Origin of the sequence: Streptomyces corynorhini (genome assembly GCF_003346515.1) — a bacterium.
GTDB lineage: Bacteria > Actinomycetota > Actinomycetes > Streptomycetales > Streptomycetaceae > Streptomyces > Streptomyces corynorhini.
This window is the reverse complement of record NZ_QQNA01000033.1, coordinates 1-23,511: the sequence shown is the minus strand read 5'-3', so window position 1 is coordinate 23,511 and position 23,511 is coordinate 1. Positions and strand designations below refer to the sequence as shown.

At 68.6% G+C, this 23,511-nt stretch carries 15 protein-coding genes and 1 pseudogene; 4 read left to right on the top strand and 12 right to left on the bottom strand.

Translation table 11 applies throughout. The features are described from left to right. A pseudogene (locus tag DVH02_RS35510) lies at nt 1-97 on the top strand (IS5/IS1182 family transposase); the annotation flags it as partial. Here the strand turns inward: DVH02_RS35510 and DVH02_RS05865 are convergent. The 3 genes from DVH02_RS05865 to DVH02_RS05855 all read right to left on the bottom strand — a co-directional run bounded on the left by DVH02_RS05865 (nt 66) and on the right by DVH02_RS05855 (nt 2,205). Beyond that, entirely contained in the window at nt 66-320 is a 255-nt protein-coding gene (locus tag DVH02_RS05865) for a hypothetical protein (RefSeq protein ID WP_114622613.1), read from the bottom strand. The pseudogene DVH02_RS35510 and the gene DVH02_RS05865 overlap by 32 nt on opposite strands. Beyond that, nucleotides 317-1,051 (bottom strand): TnsA-like heteromeric transposase endonuclease subunit, encoded by a 735-nt coding sequence (locus DVH02_RS05860; RefSeq protein ID WP_114622612.1) that lies wholly within the window; start codon nt 1,049-1,051, stop codon nt 317-319. Before DVH02_RS05860 ends, DVH02_RS05865 begins: the two co-directional genes overlap by 4 nt. Nucleotides 1,052-1,221: 170 nt before the next feature. Then, nucleotides 1,222-2,205 carry a hypothetical protein gene (locus DVH02_RS05855; protein ID WP_114622611.1) on the bottom strand — a complete coding sequence of 328 codons (984 nt, stop codon included), beginning with the start codon at nt 2,203-2,205 and terminating at the stop codon, nt 1,222-1,224. A 244-nt stretch (nt 2,206-2,449) separates the two neighbouring features. On the opposite strand from DVH02_RS05855, the gene DVH02_RS05850 reads away from it, so the two are divergent. Further along, nucleotides 2,450-6,064, top strand: a complete 3,615-nt coding sequence (locus tag DVH02_RS05850; protein WP_114622610.1) for a DEAD/DEAH box helicase — start codon at nt 2,450-2,452, stop codon at nt 6,062-6,064. Nucleotides 6,065-6,267: 203 nt separating this feature from the next. On the opposite strand, the gene DVH02_RS34705 is transcribed toward DVH02_RS05850, so the two are convergent. The 9 genes from DVH02_RS34705 to DVH02_RS05815 all read right to left on the bottom strand — a co-directional run bounded on the left by DVH02_RS34705 (nt 6,268) and on the right by DVH02_RS05815 (nt 19,893). Then, complete coding sequence (locus tag DVH02_RS34705) at nt 6,268-6,525, bottom strand: hypothetical protein (protein WP_233518057.1); 258 nt, start codon at nt 6,523-6,525, stop codon at nt 6,268-6,270. 56 nt (nt 6,526-6,581) lie between these two features. After that, a complete protein-coding gene (locus tag DVH02_RS05845) occupies nt 6,582-6,974 on the bottom strand; it encodes a hypothetical protein (protein WP_233518056.1) in 393 nt (130 codons plus the stop codon). 79 nt (nt 6,975-7,053) lie between these two features. Beyond that, on the bottom strand, nt 7,054-7,695 hold the full coding sequence (locus DVH02_RS34700; RefSeq protein WP_147286007.1) for a hypothetical protein: 642 nt from the start codon (nt 7,693-7,695) through the stop codon (nt 7,054-7,056). 117 nt (nt 7,696-7,812) lie between these two features. Further along, entirely contained in the window at nt 7,813-9,831 is a 2,019-nt protein-coding gene (locus DVH02_RS05840; RefSeq protein ID WP_114622609.1) for a hypothetical protein, read from the bottom strand. Nucleotides 9,832-9,857: 26 nt separating this feature from the next. Next, nucleotides 9,858-11,867, bottom strand: coding sequence for a hypothetical protein (locus DVH02_RS05835; RefSeq protein WP_114622608.1), 2,010 nt, complete (start codon nt 11,865-11,867; stop codon nt 9,858-9,860). Beyond that, on the bottom strand, nt 11,864-12,532 hold the full coding sequence (locus DVH02_RS05830) for a hypothetical protein (RefSeq protein WP_147286006.1): 669 nt from the start codon (nt 12,530-12,532) through the stop codon (nt 11,864-11,866). The genes DVH02_RS05835 and DVH02_RS05830 overlap by 4 nt, the downstream gene beginning before the upstream one ends. Nucleotides 12,533-12,659: 127 nt before the next feature. Continuing rightward, on the bottom strand, nt 12,660-15,431 hold the full coding sequence (locus DVH02_RS05825) for an RNaseH domain-containing protein (RefSeq protein WP_114622606.1): 2,772 nt from the start codon (nt 15,429-15,431) through the stop codon (nt 12,660-12,662). Continuing rightward, nucleotides 15,431-18,724: an ATP-dependent DNA helicase gene (locus DVH02_RS05820; protein WP_114622605.1), complete on the bottom strand. Its 3,294-nt coding sequence runs from the start codon at nt 18,722-18,724 to the stop codon at nt 15,431-15,433. The genes DVH02_RS05825 and DVH02_RS05820 overlap by 1 nt, the downstream gene beginning before the upstream one ends. Next, the gene (locus tag DVH02_RS05815) at nt 18,721-19,893 is read right to left on the bottom strand and encodes a restriction endonuclease-related protein (RefSeq protein ID WP_147286005.1); all 1,173 of its coding nucleotides are present in this window, start codon (nt 19,891-19,893) and stop codon (nt 18,721-18,723) included. Before DVH02_RS05815 ends, DVH02_RS05820 begins: the two co-directional genes overlap by 4 nt. Before the next feature lie 50 nt (nt 19,894-19,943). Between DVH02_RS05815 and DVH02_RS05810 the strand changes: the two genes are divergently transcribed. Together DVH02_RS05810 and DVH02_RS05805 are read left to right on the top strand one after the other, a co-directional pair. After that, nucleotides 19,944-20,516 carry a putative phosphothreonine lyase domain-containing protein gene (locus DVH02_RS05810; RefSeq protein WP_158575841.1) on the top strand — a complete coding sequence of 191 codons (573 nt, stop codon included), beginning with the start codon at nt 19,944-19,946 and terminating at the stop codon, nt 20,514-20,516. 161 nt (nt 20,517-20,677) lie between these two features. Next, nucleotides 20,678-23,511: DEAD/DEAH box helicase (locus DVH02_RS05805; RefSeq protein WP_114622614.1), on the top strand; the 2,834-nt coding region annotated here is incomplete at its 3' end.

Sequence of the window (23,511 nt, the reverse complement as noted above, 5' to 3'; positions counted from 1 at the left end):
CCGCGTCCGCTGGGAAAGACGCGACGACATCCACGAAGCCTTCCTCGGGCTCGCCACCTGTCTCATCACCCACCGACACGTCCAACGCCTTTGTTAGGACCTCTAAGGACCGCGAAGTCCTTCGCGGAGGTCAGGACCGGCTGGAGGATGATCAAAGGCTCGGCTGTGGTGTCACCGGGCGCGGTGAGGAAGACCCGCGGACCGTGAAAGGCGGTCACCAGCCAGCGCGCCCCGCTGAAGGTGATGGTGTCGCCGAGGGCCAGGGTGTCGGCGCCGTCCTGTACCGCGCCGTCCGGAACCGCGCCGTGCGGTGCGGTCATCCGTCCTCCCGCAGCCATGCCGTCGATGACGGCGTCAGGAGCCTGGTCATGTCGGTGTGCAGCCGCCGTCTCCAGATCAGGTGATAGGCCAGGTCCACGCCCGCAAACATGGGCAGGCCCGCGGCGCGAACCCCGGAGCGAATGGTGCGTGGGGAAGTGAAGCGGCGGGCCAACGCCTCGGCATCGTCCAAGGCCAGCTGCTGCGGACTACGGACGGCGTACAGCAGCATCAGGTTGTCCAGCTCCACACCATCCGGCGGCTTCAGGACCCGCACCCGCCAGCCCGCCACAGCGGCGGCCTGGGCCAGCAGTTGCTGCCCTGCGTGCCAACGGTCGGTGATCTCCTCTGGAGCCACGCAGATGACCTCCCGCCGCGCTGCCCGTAAGGCGACGAAGTCCGGCCGCAGGCTCTGCGTGCAGCCGCCCTGTGTCCAGTGCAGCTCCATCGGCCCGGCGCTGCGCGCGGCCACCGTCGGATCCCGGTCCAGCAGCATGCCGCAGCGCTGCTGGCGCAGTGAACCGCACGCCAGCGACTGGCCGGTGGCCGAGGCCCAGGCCTTGGTGACGAAGGACTGCCGACCTGGATAGGGCACCGGCATCTGCAAGGGCGCCAGCTGTTCGAACGGCACCTGAGCGGCCTGCTCCACCGGCAGTTCACGCCGGCGTCCGAACCGGTCGAGATAGCAGACGGTGATCGCCTGCTGGTCTAGGGGAGCGTCCGGCACGTACATATCCCTCCGTCAGATCGCTGCCCGGCAGACTCGCTCCATGATCCGCCGACCCGGGTGCCCTCGTGGCCGCTGCCGCAGCCGATCACCCGGACGAAGGGCATGGCGAACGCCGGTCCGAAACCTGCCCGGTTGAGGTCCTGCGGGCGGCGGCCCGCGCTGCCGCTCCGGCGTCACACGGGCACGGACGGGTCGTTCCAGTCCCAGGGCAGACAGCACCGCTCGGCCAGGGATTGCTGCTGCTCGTCGTCGGCGTGTATGAGCGCCGTCACCGGCCTGCCCGGCTTGCCCATCTGCGCTACCGGCGGCATGCACCGGTGATGCTGGTGCAGCCACTGTGCCACTGGGATCCGCCACGTCCCGGGCGGCAGTTCGAGCACATCGGCCATCTGCGCCAGGTGCTCGAGCAGCTGCGCCTCGGCCACAGCCCATGGCCCGCCGGGGCGCATCGCGCGCTGCCGCTCGTAGTCCAGCAGAGCGCGGGCCACTTCGAGTGCCTCCGGGTGCATCCACAGCCACGCCGACTCCAGGTTGCTCTCCGGCTGCCCGGCGAACTGTGCCCGCCGCGCCCAGCACTCCACGACCGTCTTGCGCCACCACCATCCGGTGATCGCGAACGCGTCCGCGATCAGGTATGCCCCAATGGGGCCGTGTCGGTGTTCGAACCGCTGTCGCTGCCGGTGCGCCCGCACCACCTGCGCCAGCGGGGCCAGGTCCATACTGGAGCCGGACTGGCGAACATGGGTGAACTGGCCATGCCGGTCGCAGATCTTCCAGGACTCGGGCCAGACCAGCCAGATCGGCCCCCACCCGCCGCCGCGCAGCGCCACGCACCGGCTGCAGGCCGGGACCAGGTAGTGCTCCATCGGGTACCACGGCCATTCCCACCGGGCCTGCTGCCCGGGCAACAGGTGGGTCTCGCGCAGATGAGGCAGCGCCCATTGCAGCCGTGACAGTTCCACATTCAGCATCGCGGCGAGCCGCTCGGCGGCCGGAGAGCTCAAGAAGACCTCGGCCAGATGCGGCTGTACCGCCTGCTGTCCCGGCTCTCCGTCGCCCAACTCGTCCAGCAGGAAGGCGATATCCACTCCCTGGGCCGCCGCCACACGCCACAGCAGTGAGCAGTTCGACTCATGGCCGGCCAGCCGCACGGACACACGCGCCAGACTCCGGCCCCACGCCATATGACTCCCGCCCTGTCCGCCAGACATCGGCCTCGCACAGTCTTCACCCGTGCGCTGTACCTGCACAGTTACATAGCGCGTAGGAACAGAACGGGCCTGTTTCGTCTGGCAGTTCACCTGATCGTGTGGCGATACCGCAGGCGGGCGGTGCGGGGGGCGTTGTGCTGCGCATTCTTCCTGCAGACCCACTGACCTGCCAGAACTGCGGAGTTGGCCCGTGCAGCTTGATCTTTCCGGCGAACGCCTGTCCAGCAAGCTGTGGACCCGTCAGCGTGATGCCGCGGACTGTGTGCTCAACGCGTTCGCGATGGGACGCACACGACAGCAGGTGATCATGCCGTGCGGTACCGGAAAGACCCACCTCGCCGTCCACGTCGCCCACGAGATCACTACCAACAGCCGCAGCCTGACTCTGCTGCCCACCCTGGACCTGCTGAACCAGACCGCCCGCGTCTGGTACACCGCCGGCCGCCCGGGCCGCTACCTCGGGGTCTGCTCCGACCGGCAGACCAGCGAGCCCGTCCTCGACGGCATCCTCACCATGACAGGCGACCCGGCGCAGCTGGCCCATGCCGTGCGAGACGCCGACGGCCCGGTCAACGTCTTCGCCACCTACGCCGCGCTGAAGAAGCTCCGTCTGGCCCACCATGACCATCAACTGCCCCGCTGGGACATCGCCATCGTCGATGAAGCCCACCGCACCGCCGGAGCGCGCAGCAAGGCCTGGGGCACTATCCACGACGACGACGCCATCCCCGCCCGCCACCGCCTCTACCTCACCGCCACGCCTCGTATCTGGGACGTCAACCGGGGCATCGTCACCGAACCGATCGCCTCCATGGACGATGTGTCCCTCTACGGCACCGTCGCCTACCGCTACTCCCTGGCCGAGGCCATCCACGAAGGCAGACTCGCCGACTACCGCATCGCAGCCCCCGAGATCCACCACCCGCAGCTGCGCGCCTTCCTCACCAGCCGCGCCAAGCGGGGCCGCACCCCGCAGGCCGATGCCGCGCGGGTCGCCGCAGCCCAACTGGCCCTGCTCAAAGCCCGCGAGGACCACCACATTCAGCGGGCGGTCTCCTTCAGCCGCAGCATCGCGCAGTGCGACGCCCTCGCCGAAACCCTCCCGCAGACCGCGGCCGCCATCCCTGGCGGACACGCGGACGGCCTGTGGGTTTCCAGCATCCACCACAAGCACTCCCGGCAGGTGCGGCGCGAACGCATGAGCCACTTCGGGCAGGCCCCTGCAGACCAGCGCAAGGGCTCGCTCGCCGAGCTCCGAGTCCTGTGCAATGTCCGCCTGTGCGTCGAAGGCGTGGACTTCCCGCTGGCCGACTCCGTGCTGTTCGCCGACCCCAAGCAGTCCACCATCGACATCATCCAGGCCATCGGACGGGCCCTGCGCATCGGCCCCGGCATGAACAAGGTCTCCACCTTGATCATCCCTGTTCTGTTCGGCCCCGGGCAACGCCCCGAAGAAGCAACCTTCGGCACGCCCTACCACCTGCTCCACCAAGTCATGATCGCGCTGCGGGCCTACGACGAGCACTACTTCTACCGCCTGCCGATCAGCGGCCGTCGCCTACTCATCTCCACCCCCGACTACGCCATCCGCCCCGCACGCGCCCTGGAGATCGCCCCGCACCTGATGCTGCGCATCATGGAACCCGAACCGGATATCTGGGACGCCGGGATGGCCGCTGGACGGGCCTTCCACACCGCGCACGGGCATCTCGACGTCCTCAGCAACCACATCACAGATGACGGGTTCCATCTCGGCTGCTGGCTCGGCTATCAGCGCGCCCTCAAGGCCGCCGGGCACCTGCCCGCGGCCCGTGTCGCCGCGCTGGCCACCTTCGACATCACCTGGCGCCACGACCCGGACAGCACCGAGACCTTTCTCGAGACCGCCCAGGCCTACGCACGCGAGCACGGCCACCTCCTTCCCCGCGACGCGCAGGAGACCTATCAGCGCCGCCCTCTCGCGCAGTGGCTCCTGCAGCAGCGCCGCCAGGACGACGCAGGCACCCTGCCCGACCCCTACCGGCGCGCCCTGCGTGACATCGACCGCTGGTGGAACCCCCACTGGTCCGACGCGTGGCAGCGCACCCTGGCACGGGTCCGCGACAGCACGTCGCCTCCGGTTATCACCCCCGGCCCCCTGCCCGGCGACGCAGACCAGGCCACCCGATGGCTCGACCGGCAGTTCGACATGTTCCCCACCCTGACCAAGGAGCAGCGCCAGCAACTGGCGGCACTGCCGTTCAAGGACAGCCCGCTGGCCCTGGCACTGCACCGCACCCCCACCAACCACTTCGCAGGCGGCCTGCGTGCCGCCCGGCACTTCTACCGCCAGCACCACCACCTGCAGGTCCCGCCCGACTTCCACGCCGGCGAAGGCGACCGGCGTTTCCCGCTGGGCCCATGGATCGCCGACCTGCGCGCCCAGGCCCGCCAAGACGCCCTCGGCAGCGAGGAGATCGCGTCCCTGGAAGCACTGGCCATGGAGTGGACACCGGCCCTCCAGCACGCACAGACGCCGCCGGCACCGCTTCCCTCAACACAGACCCCAGCTGCCGTCACGGGCAATTCCGCAGATGGAGAGGAACCGGCCCTCCAGGACACTGCCGCGCTGGTGGGCGCACACGACCCGGTGTTCTGGACAGCCGAGAGCGAGCCGCCACCGGGCCTGACCCCGATGATCTTCGGCGGGGGCGGCCACCGGACGCTGATCAGCATGCCAGCCGGAGCAGGCAAGACCACCACCATCGCGTCCGCCGTGCTTGAACTCGCCCCCGAAACCTGCCTGATCCTCGGCCCGGACGTGCTCCACCTTCGCAAAGCCGCCGCCACCTGGCGGAAAGTGGGCGACAGGCCGCACGCGGGCCTGGGCTTTGGCCCTCACGGTGGCACCCGCCTGACGAGCGCTGCCGATCTGGCCGACTGGATCAGACAGCAGCCTCCCGGAGCGCTGATGTTCGCCCGCTACGCAGATGCCCGGCTGGTCGCCGACAGCCACCGTCGCCACGACCTTCCTGCCTGGGGACATCTCGTCGTCGAAGAAGCGCATCGCACGGCAGAGGGCATCATTACGCCGGAACACCCCTATGCCGACATCCACTACGACGACCGCATCCTTGCCCGGCGGCGCATCTATCTGACAGCCACTCCACGCATCCCCCGCCAGATGGCACCCGGCCTCAAGGCGCGCGACGTGGACTGGGCGGTCCACATGCCCGCACAAAAGATCTTCGGTAGCCACGTCGTCCCGACGAGCCGGCAGGCACTGGAGGACGAAGAACTGCTGGCGTCCTGCCAGCTGGCGGTGGTCCGCGTCCGCAGAAACCCCGCCTCGCGGCGTCCGCGGCAATGGTCCACCGAAGCCAACGCAACCGCGCAGATCATCGAACGGCTCCGGCTGCGCCGCGTCGTGGCCGTACTGGCCACCAGGGCCGAGGCCCAGAAGTTCGCCATGCAACTGGCGGTGGACATGCTAGACGCGGAAATCCATCTGGAAGGCGATCCGGCCGGGCGGCACGCACACGACCAGCCGGTCATCCACTGCGTACGCAGGAGCTACAGTCCGATGCCCCGCAACCTTGACGCCATCGTGCTGCCGGACCCCAACTGCACAGCCACACAACTCGTCAACGTCCTGCGCCCGCTCATGGCACAGGATGTACGCCACGTGGCCCGCACCAGGGTCCTCGTGCCGCACGCCGTGGACAGCGACAACGACCCGCCGAGCGACCAGTCCCTCCTCGTCCAGCGTGTCACTGCCGCCTTCTGGGCGCACGACCCCACAGAGCCCATCGCCTCGCCGCGTTGAGTAAGGCCGTGGCACCTGTCGGCCTCATCGCCCCGTCGCCCCCGCCAGTGGTGAAGGTGTAGTGGCCGTCGGCTTCGGTGAGTGTCGACTTTCGGATTCCGGTCCTGGGGACCGGAGGCGGAGGGCTTCCGCCCGCATCGGCGAGGACTTCACCGAACCCATCGACCAGGAAGAACCGACCGCGTTCCGAGGCTGGGCGGGCTCTAGGCGATGGTGGCGTTGAAGAAGATGATGCCTGCGCCGCAGGCACTTGCACCGGTCAGTACGGCGGTGGCCGGGTCGGCATCTCCGAGCGCGGCCACGGTTCCGGCGCCGATACCCACGAGCACGCCCAAAAGCAGGATGAGGGCAGAGCGTTGGCTCAGCAGCGGGTCTCGGTCGTTGTGCAAATGCGACTCCCAGGATCGTGCGCGCAATGGCGGTACGGCGACACCACCGCGATTGAGCTTCGATAGTAGCATAGGTGAGAGTTATTGAGCAAGAGTGAGTTTTTGAGGGTCGAGGAGGTGTCGGCCGCTCAGCGTCGGCGGAGTGTCTGAAGGAGTTCACCGCTGTCGTCGAGAGCCCAAAAGCCCCAGCCGTTGCGGTTGGGCTTCACGTGCGGCTTGAGGGCTTGCAGGACCGCGCTGGCCGCCCCGCTGGGGGTGCGGTACGTGCCGGCCGCCGGGCCCTCAGTGATCGTGAGCGCCTGAGTTGCGGGATCGTACAGGCCGGGGATGTGTACTCCGTCGTAAATGGCGTGGACGGCAACCCGGTTGCTTGCGGGTGCTGATGGGGCTGCGGCGGGGGAGGGGTGCTGGAAGTGATCGACCAACCGGCGCACCGCCTCCCCGGGGGTGACGTCCCAGGCGCGGGCGAGCAGGGTGATCTGGGTGTGGGTGACATCGTCCACCGTGATGTTCTTGGGCATGGGGGCAGTCTACATCTAAGTGAGAGAATCTGAGGAAAAGCGAGATCCTCGTTTCTTGCTGACCGGCCAGCGGCGTAGATCAGGAGCGCGCTGCAGCCCTGTGTTTCCCCAGCGATGCCTGCCTGATCCCGCACGGGGGCGTCGCCGACCGGGCGCTGACGCAGCAGGCAACGCCGGAATCCGCCGAGTAGGTGCGTGCCAGCGCATACCTACCTGCTCGCCGGACTGAGGTCATGGAGTCGTTGCGGACGCTATGGATGATCTTCAAAGCCAAGTCGAAGTCGACGCCACGGAAGTATTCGCCTATCGCCGTGGATCCCTCAAGCCCCTCCAGTGCAGCGAGGGATTTAGCCTCCCAGTCGCGGGCGTTGGTTACCGGCCTCGATATCCAGGCCCGCACCATGACCGTGTAGTGAGCCAGGCTGACCCGCTCCAGGGACTTGATGCGCGCAGCGGCAGTCCTGTCAGACCTGCCGGTTTGCCCTGGTCGTGAGCTGGTGAACCCGACCTTTAGGCCTGGCCTGGGTCCTACGAAGCCGAGAGCGTAGATTCGCTCGCCGGGCGCATCCAAGGGCGCGCCTGCCATCTCCAGTTCTGCCCAGGCCAGTCGGTTCGCCTGCCGCAAATCGTCGGCAGTAACTTCCGGTACCGCCTGCGGCAGTTGTGCGTACGCCTGCATCACTTGCTGCCGTGCGGCAGCGGCTTCTTCTCGGTTCATCATACGGGGCAGGGTGTCGGGCAGGACTGACAGTCACGGGCCGCCGGGCACTGTTACGCGAAGCAGATCTCGGGCTTGCCCATGAGGGGTCGGACGCCGACGCCATCTGGGGGAGGGCGGTCACAGAGAGCTGGGGTGGCGTTTGTTGCCTTGGACGCGGAGCATGATGAGCGTGCGGGGCCGGGGGTCGCCCGCGGGGCCGGGGAAGGTGCGGACGTGGGCGCAGGCTGGCAGGGAGGCCAGGCCGTCTGGTTTGTCGGTGAGGTCCAGGACGACGAAGAAGTTGATGGGACGCCCGCTGACCTGGTAGGAGACGGCCTGAGGCCCGTAGTCATCCGCGAGTGCGTCCCAGGTGATGTCCTTCCAGTCGCGTTTCAGCTCCATGGTGATCAGCTCGTCGTGAGGGCGCCACGCAACGTCGACCCGGCCGGCGCCGACGTTGTCCACTTCCAGCTCGACTCGCAGACCTACCCCGCGCAGGAAGTCACGCAGGTCCTTGCCGAGTTCCTTCTCCCGGGGCCTGCCGGCGCCGGGCGGGATCTCGCGCAGGTAGGCGCGGGCGTCGCCGCCGTACTTCTGTGTCTCGGACAGGCGCAGGTCCATGAACCGCAACAGGTAGATCAGCAGGGTGTCGATGTCGGCGGCGAACTGTCCGCTGTAGCCGTCGGGGCACTGCTGGCTGAGCTGCTGCTGCGCCCACCGGTAGGTGCTGGCGATGATCGGTACTTCGTCGACGGGCTCGCGGGCGGCTCGTGCTTCGAGCATGGCGGTGATGCGTTCGTTGAGGTCGGGTTCTACCGCCAGGCGTGCGGTGATGCGCTGGGCGCTTTCTGTCCCGACAAGCCCGGCGAGCGCAACAGACGCCGGGCTGTCAGGTTTTGGGGGATCGCCCGGCCCTTCGGTCGCGAGGACTTCGCGCAGCGCCCCAGCCTGCTGACGTACCAGGGCGGTGGCGGGGTCGCCGTCGGAATCGGGGGCGGTGTGGAGTTCTTCCAGCCACTGGTCCAGGATCGCCCGTCCGCCTTCATGAGCGAGGAAGGCGCGTTCGACGCGAGGCGCCAGAAGAGCGTGCAGCCCTGCGAGGGCCGTTGCCGCAGGGGCGTCACCCCCGCCGGTACCGGCGGGGGTGAGCAGGCTCAGGGTGCGGTGGGCTGAGTAGACCGAGACCAGGTGGTTGATCAGTGCGCTGGCGTGCAGCCATGAGCCGGGCCGGTCGGCGGCCTGTGCCTGTTCGAGGGAGGAGGCGAGCTGGTGCCAGGCGGCCAGGGTGTCGAAGCGGGGAGTGCGCCACGTGCTCGGCATGCCCAGCAGGTTCAGGCGGATCCCGAGGATCGCCTCCTCCAGCAGGCGGCGGGCGGAGTCGGGAACGGATGCACCGGCGGAGTAGGCCAGGACGGCGTCGATGGCCACGCCGAACGCGGCGGCATCCGGGCGCTCTTCGTCGGAGTGGGCGTCACTGAGATGAGCGCGGGCGGTGACCAGCAGGATCCGGGCCTGCTCGGCGTCCTCGGTCTCGAGGGCGTGCCGTAGCGCCAGCATGCCGAGTTCGAAGGAGGCGTCCTCGGCGACATCGTCGACGTTCAGCAGTGACTCAAGCAGGGCCGGCACATCCGGCGCGGGCAAGTGCTCGGCCACCGCTCCGGCGACGCCTACCGCGCGGCCGGCGAAGTCGTCGTTCATCCCGGAGATCTCCCGGCGCATCCTCTTGAGCCGGTCGAGCAGTGCGTAGGGAGTGCTCGCGTCCGCCAGGACGAGGCGAGCGCTGCCCTCCAGCGCGATGCCGCCGATGAGGTCGCCGCGTTGCCGGCTGGTGCCGAGCCAGACATCCACCAGATCGTCCCCGAGTTCGGCGACGGCAGCAGGATGGCCGAGAAAAGCATCGACGACCGCTTCCAGCATCAGCGGGCTGGTGGGAGCTGCCGCGGCCTCCAGCAGAAAACCCCGGCCGATGTCGCTGTGCAGGATTTCGGGGTCCTCGGCGATCAGGGCGATCAGCTCAGGCAGCTCATCCCGCGCCAGCAAGGCGCTGGTGTCGGCACCGAGCAGAGCAGCCCCGCCGAGGTCGGACAACGACGGCAGAGGCAGGTGAGCATCCAGCGCCGCCACCAGGGGGCCCAGAAGGTCCTGCTCACTGCTCACGGCTGCCTCCCTCCTGCCGATCGGCTCTACCAGAGGCGCTGGCCCTCGGCCGCCAGGCGCATATTGTCAGCGGACACGATTTCCCTGACCTCGGCACCCCGGGCGGTCGCGACGATGACCTGCAGCTCCGGCACCATCTCGGTCAGGGTCACCAGATCGCGCAGCATGTGCTGCAGGTCCCCGGCGTCGACTTCCTCCGCACCGGGCGAGTCGATGAACAGCAGCCCCGGGTACCGGCCCACCCCGCTGCGGTACCCGTGCCGGAGCAGGGCGATCGTGGTCACGATCTTCAGTCGCAGCTGTTCCCCCTCGGTCAGCGAGCCGTAGCTGTGCTTCTGCCCGCCCTTCCACACCGTCAACGAGGCGTTCCCGCCGAGCTTGACCTCCTTGAGCATTTCCAGCCCCAGAGCCCGGCCCATCACGACGATGTCCTTCTCCACATCCCCAAGGACCTTCTTCAGCACCTGGGTGCGCCGGTCCATCGCGAGTTTCTCGGCGGCTGCCAGCACCGCGCCAGCCCCCTCCAGGGGCGCAAGATCCACTGACGCGTCCAGGTCGGCGAAACGGCCACTGCGCTCCTCCACCGCTCCCTCCAGGCGGGCGACCACCAGTTCCATCTCCCGACGTTCCCGCAGGCCGGGGGAGCCCAGTGCCTCCTGCAGACGGCCTGTCGCGCCTTCCCGGACTGCCTCGGCCTGCGACGCCTGCTGCTGCGCCTGGGCCAGTTCTGCCGCCGCGCCGTCGACCGCCTGTTGGACCTCGACCAGCATCTGGCGCAGGTCAGCCGTCTGCGCCCCCGACTCGTCCTCGTCCGCGCTGCTGTGCGCCTCGTGCAGATCCGAGGCGCACAGCGAGCAGTGCCCTTCCCTCTCCCTCTCCCACCGGGCCCTGTCCACGGCTGCGTCACAGCGCGGACAGACCGTGGGCATCAGGGTGTGGAAGAAAGCCCGGGCCAGCGATGCCTCCTCCGCAGTATGTACGGCTGCCGCCAGGTCCCGGCGCTGTGCTTCGAGCTCGTTGTGTGTCGACCGGACGGCCAGCACGGCGTCTTGAGCGGTGACCGCAACTCGGGTGGAGGCGGCAAGTTCCGTGTACAGCTGCTGGACGTCAGCCGCCGTGCCGCCCGCCCCATCAAGAGCCGCAAGCCGGTCCTGGGCCTGCTTCAGCCGCCGGGACAGTTCCTCCAGCTGGGCCTTGCGTGCCTCGGCGTCACCGACGGCCCGACTGCGGGCGGCTGAAAGCTGCGCCCTGACGATCTTCAGGGCGACCGCGGCCTCGACCTTCGTCGACGCCCACGGGGCGCCGAGGAACAACTCCAGCAGCCGGGTGGGCAGCCCGTGCCGCGCATCGTTGCCCAGCAGGATGCCCAGACCGGAACGGCTGACGTGCAAGGCACTGGCATACGACGGCCACGACAACTCGCCGGTGATGGGAGGCTCGCTCGGGCCTCCGGGAGCAGCCTGCGCCGTGCGCAGCGGCTCCAGGCCCAGCCGCTCCAGCATGAACGCGTCCATGGCCTCCTCGAAGTCGGCCAGCCCGTCGAAGTCGACCAGCACGGTGCCGGACTGCGTGGACACCACATGGCCCTGCGGCGAACCGGCCCGCACTGCGATGTCCACCAGTAGCGGCTCGCCGTCGAGTTCGAAGCCGACCCGTACGGTACGCAGCCAGTGGCGCACGTCGCGCTGCAGGCCGCTACGGCCCCGAAGACACCACAGGACGATCTCCAGGACGCTGGATTTGCCCGCCTCGTTCTTCCCCAGGGACGCAAGACACCACAGTCCCGGGCCAAGATCCCAGGAGAAGGTGAACGGCTCGCCGCCCTTCTCACCGGCCACGGAGTCCGCAGCCGGCCGGAAACCGTCGAAGGCGACCGAGGTCACCAGCAGCCGGTGGGGCCGCGGCGCCGCCATCTGAGGCCGTACGCGGTGCTGAGCGAGAACCTCCCGGACCACATGAAGCGGTTGCCGGGACTTGGCTGCGACTTCGGCCAGCCACGCCTCCACCGGCCCGGTGTCCGCCTGCTCCTCGCTCATGCCAGTCCCTCCCGCTCCAACGCCGCCGCGAGCCGTGCACGTACCCGCTCGGAGATCCCCGCGATCACCTGGCCCACCGGCGTTCCCGCATACTCCGCGTGCTCATACTGCAGGGCCTTGAGTTCCTCGGCCGACATCCCCTCAGCCACCATCCGGACATACAAAATCTGTTGGTCGTACCAGGCCAGCACGGGAACCTCGGTGCGAAGTCGCTGCGCGAACTCCGCACCGGCAGCCAGCAAGTAGTAGTCCCGCCGCCGCACATGCGTGTCAGACGACTTACCCGCACGGACCACCTGAATCAGCCCGGGGTGCCGCAACACCGCCAGCGCATTGTTCATGGGCTCATACGCCCCATGGCGGTTTCGTAGCATCCGGTATGTGTGCAGCTCAGGCTCGCGCTCCTCCAGTACCGCCCGCGCATCCAGCAGACGCTCCTTCGTCAGCCGCCCCTGCTCGCACGCGGTAATGATCTGGTCCGCCAGATAGTCCGGATTGCGGACCAGGAAGTCCAGTTTCGCGAGCTTGCGCTGTGCCTGGATCACCCGGACCGCCGTCGGTGGAGCCCCGTCACCGGCAGCGCACGGATCGCCCAGCCGGTCCAGGATGAGCAGCAGACGCACCGCCGTCTGCTCTCTGGTCGGCTCCACCCGCACGATCGTCACTACCACCCCCACGGGCACGACGGCGCCGAGACACTCCCCGGCGACTGCCCGTCTTGATCATAGGTACAAGTCGCAACTCAGGGGAGATCTCTGCACAACGCGCAGCAACCTATGTGCCGGTCGGGGGTCATCCGGTGGTGTCGTCGGCCTCCCAGTCGATGGTGCGCCGGTGCGCGGGGTGGTTTTTGTCCATCTGGATGGCGGCGTGGATGGGCAGGGGGTGGCGGGTGCGGTGTTCCCAGGCCAGGGCGTGGTTGCACAGCCTCGCAGCGGTCAGGGCATAGGGGAGCGCGTCGTCCCCGTCGGGCCGCTGGATGACGGCGATTTCGGTAGCCGTGAGGTTGTACCAGGTCTCGGCCTGCTGCTCCTTGTCATCGCACGCCCAGCGCCCCTGATTACGGCCGGACTTGGCCGAGGGGGTCTTGCCGTCCATCTGGTGGGGGCGCCGGCTCATGAGGAACGTCGTGTCGGTGCCGTCGAGCTGGAACAGCGCGTTGCTGGTCTTGTCACCGTCGTTCTCGTTGCCGTCCTCGCCGATCTCGTGGAAGAGCGCGGGCACAGGAATGCTCGGGTCGGCGCTGGAGGTGGTGCGGATGACGGCTCGCGGCCGGTGCTCGGGCGCGAGCGTGGCACCGGGCAACGCGGGCCTACCGTTGGTTAGACCATCGTCGTCGGGAAGCAGGTCGGCGTTCTTGTTCGACAGCAGCGGCCAGACGGGGCGGGTGGAGTCACCGGAGACGTAGAGCACATAGCCACACTCCAGGCGCCGGGCCAGCTCGAACAGAGCGTGGTCGATACGGCGGGGCAGGGTGTCGTCACCGCGGCTGCCCTCGGGAATGGGTCGGCTGCGCGACAGCCCCTGGGCGCGGGCGTAGTTGAACCAGCCTCCGCTGCTGCCCCGGTCGGCGGGCAGATATGCCAGGGTCTCCCAGTGCTCGCCTACGGGGACGAACGCGGTGAGGACCCACATGAGCTTGGGCTCCTCGGTGCGGTGGGTGTGCTTTTCACCGAGCTGGGCGCGCATGTGCAGGCCGAGGTGGGCGACTCGGTCCTTGAGGCCCTTGCCGGTGGAGATGGCGCGGGTCAGGCGCGGATGGACCAGTCCGGCAGAGCGCAGCATGTCGCCGATGGCCATGTGGCCGGGGAAGTCCGCGGCAAGTTCCATGCCGAGCGCCTCGAGCGGGGACTCAGCCTCCCGTTCCTTCTTCTTCGAACGCAGCTTCTTCGTGGCGGGGGTGAGGAACTGGGCGAGCACGCCGTGACGCGCGAGATGCCGGGAGACTTCCGGCTTGGCATCCAGCGTGTACGGGTCGACGGCGCCCTCCTCTCCGCGCCGGGCAGCGCGGCGCTGGCGGCCCCACTCCTTGGCGTCGTACTCGGTCTCGACCAGGGCCAGGACCCCAGTGCCCTCCGCCTCGAGCCCGGGCAGGGCATCGGTGAGCGCACCGCGCTGGTCATGGTGGCTGCCGTGGGACAGCAGCTCCGGAGCACGGTGCAGCAACACCTCGGTGTGGCAGCCGAGTTCGGCGATCTCGTCGTCGGGCATCCCGGAAGCGAGGTCGGGCCGGTTGAAGTGGTAGGCCAGCAGCCGCTGCATGCGGGTGCGCATTTCCTGGTGCTCGTACAGGGCCAGGATGCGCAGCTTGGAGCAGCCCGCGGCGGCCATGATGTCCTGGAGGTCGACGTCGTCGAGCAGCGTGGCATCACGGCCGTATTCGGTCTTGCGGGCGGCCACTGAGAGGACCTTCGCGACTTGCCGGCCGCGGACGAGATCCTGCCCGGTGACCTCGGACAGGTGGTCGGCCAGAGCGGCGACGGTGTGCAGACCAACCCCCTTGCCGAGAGGGAAAGACTTCGAGAAGGGGATCAGCGCACGGAAGGCGCCGGGCTCGCCGGACAGGTCCATGGCGCTCACGGGCAGGAACTCGGTGTCCTCGGGGCCGCGGGGGAACACGGGCTCGTCCATCAGCCGCACCCACGCATCCAGAGCCAGGCGGCTGGTGTGCTCAAGGTGGGTGTACTTTCCCTTGCCACCCAGGTTCAGACAGAGCAGCGGCCGGCTGGGGGAGCGCGGCGCCCACCAAGCGGTACGGGCACCGTTGATCTGGTTGCTCAGCCTGGAAACGCGGGGCGTCATGACCACCAGCGGTACGGGCAGCGAGTGCAGCGACTTCATCGCTACTTCCACCCGCAGCGCGGCGTAGTGCCGCCTGACCTTCCACTCCTCCGGCGCCTGGGACTCATCCGCAGCGCTCTTGGGGCTGTCGTTCTTCTTGTCCTTGGCGGGGCGGGCGTCGAGCCAGTTGTTCGACCACAGGTGGTCGGTGTCCCAGACCATGACGTTGTTCTCGGTGTCCGGGCGCAGCGCGATGGTGCGGCCGTCGACCGGCAAAGCGGTCTTGGCCACCAGAGAGGCAAGGTTCGAGCTGGCCGCGTCCCACACCCAGCCGTCCGCGTCCACAGCACGGCGGCCGTGGCGGACGTGGTCCCATACCGCCACGTGTTCGGGCTCCACCGAGGCGAACAGGTCGGCGAGGTCACTGCTGTAGGCCAGGGAGATCTCCTCCGCCGGTGTCTGCAGCAGGGCCTGCTCCCACAAGGCCACCGCGGCCCGCAGATGCGCCGCAGGCAGCTTCTTGGACAGTGCGAGGAACTGAGGCGGCTTGCTCTTGCTGGTGGGATTCAGCGTGGCGCTGGTGGCGCCGCTGGCGCGCAGTACCGTCAGCAGTCCGGCATAGGGCAGGTTGGCCTTCGAGCCGGTCTTGCCGAGGTAGATGCTGCGCAGTTTTTTCCACTCGTGCTCGATCTTGTCCGGGAAGCGGTAGAGCCAGACGGTGCCCATCAGCGCGCTGGTCAACGGCGCGGCCAGCATGGACATGCGGGTGTCATTCGACGGCATTACTCAAGTCCTTCATCGTCCAGGTCCGGGGCGGGAATCAACGTGACGGGGCTGGGCAGCAGGCCCTCGCTGTGGGCGAGGTCGAGCCAGGCGGTGAGGGTGGAGCCGTAGACGCGGCGCAGGATGTCCTGCTCGTCGGTGTCGAGCTGGTCGTAGTAGGAGCGCAGGAGGCGGGGGAAGTCGCAGCCCAGCTGCTGGTTGAAGAAGGCGTGGTCGACCAGGTAGAGCTCAACAGGGGTGCCGCCGCGCCGCGCGCGCCCGGCCAGCTGGATGAGCTCGACGAGGATGCCCGCCAGGACCTCGGTCTTGAGGAACTTCGGCATGCGGGAGAACCGCGGGTCGGTGCGCAGCAGCAACTCCCGTTGGCGGATGGCCGCAGTGCGCTGGGAGGCGAGCATCCCCGCAGGGTCGGCGCTGACGGTACCTGCGGCGACGCCGCAGGCGTTGATGCTCGCGTACATCACGGACGGTTCGTGCAGGTGCGTGATGGGGCGCACCCCTACCCACACCGAGGCGAGCGCCGAGCGGTCGGTGTGCGGGATGAGGATGTTCAGGCCGCGGGAGACCACCGACAGCGGTGCGCAGATCACCTTCACCCTCGGGTGGGTGGCGGGCAGGTCTTCGAGTGCGTCGATGGTCACCCGCACCACACCCTCGGGCAGTGCCACGGCCGCTCTGGAGGAGGACGAGTTGTTGCTGACGAGGACCGCGACCCATTCCGGGCGGCCGCACGCGGCCGCGATCCCGGCGGCCATCACCTCCGCGTGGAAGTAGGAGTTCCCTGCCAGCAGCGCCAGCTCCCGCAGCGGGTCGTTGCGGGCGACCTTCTCCAAATGCGTCGACAACTGGGTATGCCACAGCCGCTCGGCGAGCTTGCGCAGCTCGGAGGGCTTGCGTCTCTCCTCCACGCCGCCGATCGAGATCGGCTGCCAGCCGATATCGGTGGCCGACACGCTCCCGGCATGGGCGGTGACCGCACCGACCGCAGCATCAGTCATCACATAGGCGGGCAGGGTGTGCACGTGCTGCAGGGCAGCTTTGGGGAAGAACGCGGTGGCGGACAGGCCCAGGACGCTGCGCCGCACCCCCGCGGTCGCCAGGGCGACGGTGTCGCCGAGGCGGACAGTGGAGGTGTGCGGGTCGCCGCCCAGAGACTGCAGCGACAGCCGGCCGGTCCCGCCGGTGTTCTTGTCGAGTTTGAACCCGTACAGGTTCTGCCCCAGCGGCCCATAGGGAATCGGCTCATCGCGGGGGATCAGCCCCATCGTGGACACCAGGTCGGTAGCCGCGTTCAGCTCCCCCAGCAGCGGCAGGAGCGACCACTTCAAGGTATGCAGCTCGTTGTGGAGCGCACCGAGCCAGGCCCGCACCAGTAGATCATTGACCAGCGCGGCGCGCCGGGAGGCGGGCACATGGAAGGGCGCACCAGCCAGGATGCGAGAGATGGAGTCCTTGAAGACCGCGAGCTTTCTGCTGCGGCGAGTGCCCTGGACCTTGCCGGCCAGAGCCTGGCGGATCTGCTCGGCAAGCGGCTGCCAGCCCTCCGGCACCTCGGCGTCCGTCTGCTCACCCGGAAAGAGCGCCAGATAGGCCTGGTGGGCTCCTTCACTGACCTCGGCATCCGGTGAGGCGCCCGTCAGGATGCGACACAGCTCGGCGTCCTTCTTGCCCACCATGTACCAGCCGGAGCCGGGACGGTTCTGGCGCTCCTGCTCGGACTCCAGATACAGATGTCCGGTCAACACGTTGTCCAGGAAGGTCTCGCTGAGCCGGCGCGCCTCCATCAGCGGGCTGGTCACCAGCAGGTTCTTCAGCGCAGTCAGGCCGTTGCGGTGCCGGTCGACCTCTTCCAGCCGCCCTCCGCTGCCGCGGCCACGGCTGATGAGGGTGAACTCCTGCGCGCCCTGCGTGCACCAGGTGGACTGGAAGGCATCAACCTCGTCGATGATCACGACGCGGCAGCGGCGCAGCACGAACTCCAGCACACTCATGTCGTTGACGACCCGCTCGCCGTCCACCTCGACGGGCACCTTGCAGCGCCCCCGGATCAGATTGTGGTGGTTGGTCACGATGATGTCGGCCTCGGCGGCCCGCCGAATATGCTCAAAGCGCCGGCAGATCCCCATGCGCGGGCACAGATGCCTCCCGCCAGACTCCGGCTCGGCGGGCCCGTCAACCCACTCCAACTGGGCGCAGGGGAGCCTGGTGCGGTCCAGCCGCGGGCCGTCAACCTGCCAACCGGTCATCTCGCAGCCGCCGGCGAACTGCTCGAACCGGTCCTCGCGTCCCTGGGAGAACGCAAGCTCCGCCTGGTCGTCGTAGCGCGAAGACGCCACCCACGCCACCACCCGCAGAGGCCTTCCGGCCCGCTCCGCCGCATCCTGTACAGCGGCGACTGTCTCCTCGACCAGTGCGCTATCCGAACCCAACTGCTCGGCGGTTCCCAGCCCTTCACGGATGCGACCCACCACAATGAGGACCGGACCCTGGCCGCTCGCCGCAAGAAGGTGCGCCGCATCCCGCATCAACACGCTCTTGCCTACCCCCGTGGGCGCATTCAGCAGCGTCATCGCCCCGGCAGGCAGCCGCAGCTCCGCCGCCGTACGGCCGTAGGCGTCGGTGAGCCGGTCGAAGAACCCCTGCAACAGGCCTGGCTTCCACCCGAACCTCTCCGGCTCGGCTCTCGCCTGGCCCACCACGCGGTCCATCACGGCTTCGCGCGGCAGTCTCACCTCGTCAAGGAACGGCTCGGTGCGCAGCCGGACCGGCGCCACGAAGGCATTCTTCTCGCTGGCAGGAATCTCCGCCGTGTACAGCCCGTCGTGACCAAACGCCCACAGCCCCTCGCCGGCCGTCGGCAGCGCCACCTCCAGCATGCCCCGGTAGTCCTCGGCCTCCTGAACCAGATTCTCGGCCAGGACGAGAGGCTCTTGAGCATGGCAGGCCACCAGCCAGTGGGTCTCATCCGCGTTCGACTCCTCCGGAATCCGGAACAGCGCCGTGGACGCCACCGCGTACTCCAGCACCGCCTCACGGAACGTTTCCGGCTGCGCCAGATCCCCCTCCTGCCTGACCGCCTGCCACAACCGGCCCACCAGCTCGTATTCGGCGCGCGGCAGCGACAACCACGCGCCCCACAGATCGGTGCGCCGGGCGGCGAACATCGCCGCGAAGTCCAGCGGCACACCGCGCCGGCCATCGACGGTCTCGAAGGCGAAGTACTGCTGGGACAGGGCGAGATACGCCGCGATGGCACAGCGCTGCAATGCCTCACGGACCTCACCGGTCTTCACGACTCACCCCGGCACCAGCGAAGAACCTCAGCGACGAGGGCCTTGTCGGTCATCACCTCGAAGTCCGGCCGTCCCGCAAGACGCGCCCGCAACAGCGGAAGGTCGGACCGCTGCCGGTGGGGGACCACGATGGTCAGCGGTACCGCCCCACCCATCGCGGGACGCTCAAGCAACGCATCGGCCAGGGCGCCGAAGGACCGCCACGCCTTGGCATCCACCCGCCACCCCTTGGCCACCAGCGGGTCGACGGCCGTGATGTGCAGGTCGTAGCGGTCACTGTTTGGGTACATGAGGACGTCGAGACCGGCGATGCCGGTCAGCGCGTCCCGGATCGCGAACTCCATACGCCCCGGCAGGGTCAGATAACGCCACACCGTCCGGGAGACCGCCAAGTAGTCACCAGCAGCCGGGAAGCCTTCCACCAGACCGGCCAAGCCGCCCCCGCCCTCCAGGACCGGAGCACCCCTGCCCCGCACCGGCCGACAGGTGTACTGCGCCCCCTCCAAAAGGTGGGCGTCGCACGACACGACGAAAACACCGTCGCCAGCGGACTGAGCCCGCATCGGCCAGACACAGGTGGGACACGGGAAGCACCAGCCCGCCGCGTTGCACCACGGCCACGACGAGACCGGCTCGAAGAACCCGAACCGCCCCCACAACCCACCCCACTTCTCCCACAGCACACCCTGCTCCGCCACCGGATCACTCGCCAGCAGCTCGCGCACCCTCGCGTAATCGTCCGGCGGAAGACGCCGGATCTCCGAGTACAGCTGCCGCTCCTCCTGCTCGGCGCGCAAACGCGCCCAGGGCCAGTACTCCATCAACGCCTGCTGCGGCACGAGGTGTTCGCGGCCCAGGTCCTCCACGGCATCGCACAGCAAGCTGTCCTCGTCCAGCAGCCTCATCTCGCCGAGCGGGTCGTCGTCGCTGCCAGCGGGCAGAAGAGGCGCAAGCCCACGGCGCAGACCGCGCCGCAGCACGCCCATATCCAAGGCGGCGGCCACGCCGGCATCGTGTGCCGAGCGCAGAACCCCGAGACAGTCGATGAGCCGGGCGGCACGCTGGCCTGGATCGCCGGTGCGGTCCGCTTCCGCCACAGCGGCAGCGCAGCACGCGGTCAGCGCCAGGTCGCGACGCCATCGAGGGGTGTTTCGTTCGACAAGACCCATAACGGATAAATAAACGCAAAAGCTAAGAAAACTCGCATACGGTGCCGACCGTGAACGCCAAGACCGCCCCATCGGCTCAACCCGAGGCCCCCACCAGCACCACCCCATCACGCGAGACCACCAAACCCTGGCTATGGGCCGCAGCCCCGGACACCCCCCTGACCGAGGATGACCACCCCTTCAGCGGCAAATGGATCTGGTTCACACCACTCAGCCTCCTCGACGCCTCCTGGACCACGATCCGAGCCGCAACCCAAGACGGTCTTCTCGGCCACCGCAGCAAGGCAGGCACGCTCATCAACACCCGCCCTAAGAACGACGACACTCGCCGTCCCATCTGCGTCTACACCCGAGACTGGCGCGACATCGCCGACGTCCAACGAGCACTGACCAACCTCCGAGCCCTCGGTATCGTCGATGTCCTGCTCTACAAGACCGACAGCGACACCCGCCGAGGCCGCTACGGCACCGGCGCCAGCACCTTCGTCGCGCCTGCCACCAAGCTGAAACTGGTCATCCCCAAACGCACCCGCGAAGCACTCGAACACCACCACGCTGCGCGAACCCAGGCCCGACGCGCTGCTGCGGCACGCAGGAAAGCACCCACGACGAACCACACCTGACAACACACAGCACAGAACAGGCGAAGCCTCCAGCCTCCCCCGCGCGCGTACACCGCCACCTCCTGCCCCACATGGAGGCGGGTTCAGGTGTCCGCATGGGCCACCTCGAGTGCGGGAGGATGGGACATGCCCGTTGCCGCCGTGAGCCGAGGTTGCCCGTGATGCCCCCTGCCACCGAACCCACCACTGCAGCACTCACAGCCCCCGCCCCCGCTGTCCCTCGCCGTACGCTGCGTCCCGACCAACAGGCGGCAGTGGACAGCGGAGTCCGCGGGTTGAGGAAGCCCGGCTCGCGCGGGCACATGGTCTCCGCGTGCGGCACCGGCAAGACCCTGATCGCGCTGCGTACCGCCGAAGCACTCAGCATCAATCACCTGCTGGTCGCGGTGCCGTCTCTGGACCTGATCGGCCAGTGGGCCCAGACCGCCCGCGCGGACGGCCGCACGGAACCGCTGATAGCGGTCTCCTCGCTGCGCGCGGACAAGCACCCCCTCCTCGCACACGCTGGAGCGGTCAGCACGGGGTCGGGGGCGTTCTTGGCGTACTGGCTCACCCAGCACAAGAAGGCGACCGTGTTCGTCACCCTGGACTCCCTGCCGAGGATCGAGGAGACCCAGCACTCCACCTTCCCCGCACCCACCTTCGATCTGCTGATCGTGGACGAGGCACACCGCACTGCCGGGAGCTGGGACAAACACTGGACCGCCCTGCACGACCACCACCGCATCCCCGCCGACCGCCGCCTCTACCTCACCGCCACCCCCTACGAGTGGCAAGCACCGCGCCTGTCCGAGGCCCCGGACACCCGCCCCCAGCCCAAGCGCACCCCGGCGACCGCACCCGCCTGGGACGCCCCATCACTGATCGCTTCCATGGACGACATCAAGGTCTTCGGCAAACGCCTGCACACCTACCCCCACGCAGACGCGATCGACGACGGCGTCCTCGCCGACTACCAACTCCTCATCCCCACGATCACCGACGCCGACCTGCGCACCGCCCTGACCGACCCGGACCTGCGCACCGCATTCGGCCCCAACGCCCGCCGCACCACAGCCCTGCACCTGGCCGTCCTCAAAGCCATGCACGAACACGACCTCCACCACGTGATCGTCTACTTCCAACAGGTCGCCGACGCAGCAGACTTCGCCCGCCAGTTCACCCACACCCTGCGCACCCTCCCCGAAGACCAGCGCCCCGCCTGGACCACGGATCTGCTCGTGCAGTCGATCAACGGCACCCACACCCCCGGGCAGCGCCAGAACATTCAGAACCGCTTCATCGAAGCCCAGCGCGCCATCCTCACCAACGCCCAGGTCCTGGGCGAGGGCATCGACCTGCCGGCCGTGGACGCCGTCGTTTTCGCGGACCGCACCGCGAGCGTGCGCCGCATCGTCCAGGCCCTCGGCCGCGCCCTGCGCAAGCCCCCGACCCTCAAGACCAAGACCGCGAGCCTGGTCATCCCCGCCCACATCCCGCCCGAGGCGGATCCCACCGACCTCCTGGGCACCCCCTACGAAGCCCTGTGGCTCGTCACCGCGGCCCTGCGCCGCCACGACCAGACCATCGCCGCCCGCGCCCCACGCAAGAACACCAAGCACCGCCTTGACCGCGACACACACCGCCTCCTCGCACGCCGCTTCCGCTTCGACTTCACCCTCGACCCCGGCTCCATCGCCCGCGCAATGGACCTCCTCGCTTGGCCTGCCGCCGGCGCAGCCCTCTCCGAACCCCGCCGCGCCGGGTTGGCCGCCGCCATCCGCTACCACGACGAACACGGCCACCTCCGCGTCCCCACCGATTTCGAGGACACCTACGGCTACCGCCTCGGCGCCTTCATCACCGGCCAGCGCACCGCCCACCACCAAGGCACACTCGACCCCGACTGGATCACCGAGCTCGAAGACCTCGGCATGATCTGGGACGACCACGAGGCCACCTGGCAGGCCAACCTGGCTGTCCTCGAAGCCTTCCACGACGAACACGGCCACCTCGCCATCCCCGCCACCGCCCCCGGCGGCCAGTTCCTCGTCAACTGCCGCGGCCTCGCCCGCAAGGAACTCCTCGACGCCGACCGCGAAGCCCAGCTCACCGTCCTCGACCCCGCCTGGACACTCCCGTACGGCCCGGACTGGCACCGCAAATACCACCTCCTGCGCCGCCACATTGAAGCCGGCAACCACCCCACCACGCTGCGCCGCGACACGATGGTCGACGGAGCGAAGTCCGGGTCCTGGCTGCACCGCCAATTCGCTGCTTGGCCCCAACTCCACCCCGGCCAGCGCGATCTCCTTGCCCGCCTCGGCCTGACCCCCGACCAAGTCGCGCTCCCCGCCTCCAAGCCCGCCCCTTCGCACGCCAGTCCACGGCGCCACCGCTCCTTCAAACAACACGCCTTGCTACTCCGGGCCTTCGTGGAACGGCACGGCCGTCCGCCCGGCGCCCGGGAGTGGATCGAGGCGGATGGCGAGCGCGTCATGATCGGCCCGTGGTTGTCCAAGACGCGCACCAAGTACAAGAGTGATCAACTAGCTGAAGAGCAAAGCCAGTTGATGCAGGAGATCCTCCACGAGAACTGGACCGCACCTCCCATCAGGCCCGGGGAGGGCCCCCTGATCTCTCGAAGATCAGTTAGATTTTTCTGCATCCAAAAACCAAGGAATGACGTCAGCTTCGCTACGACGGGAACCCGAAAGGGAACCCCCTGGGTCTTCGGGGAAGCCGCGAGTGGTGTGGCCCCTCAACTCAAGCCGTGCGAGAACTCGCCGAGCATGACTGACGACCCGCTAGGCCTCCCGCCTAGCTGCGATTTAGGGAAGCCGCGGAGCGGATTCCGTCAGGCTCGGATCGCGGAGCGCTCCGAGCCTGACGGGCCACGGAGTGGCCCGGTATGCCGGAGCGGAGCGCCGGCAGCAGCGCGGAGCGCTGCTTGTCTTCCGCCGCGTAGCGGCGGCGCGTCGTGTCTGCGGAGCAGACCGCGCGCGCGCGCGCGGTC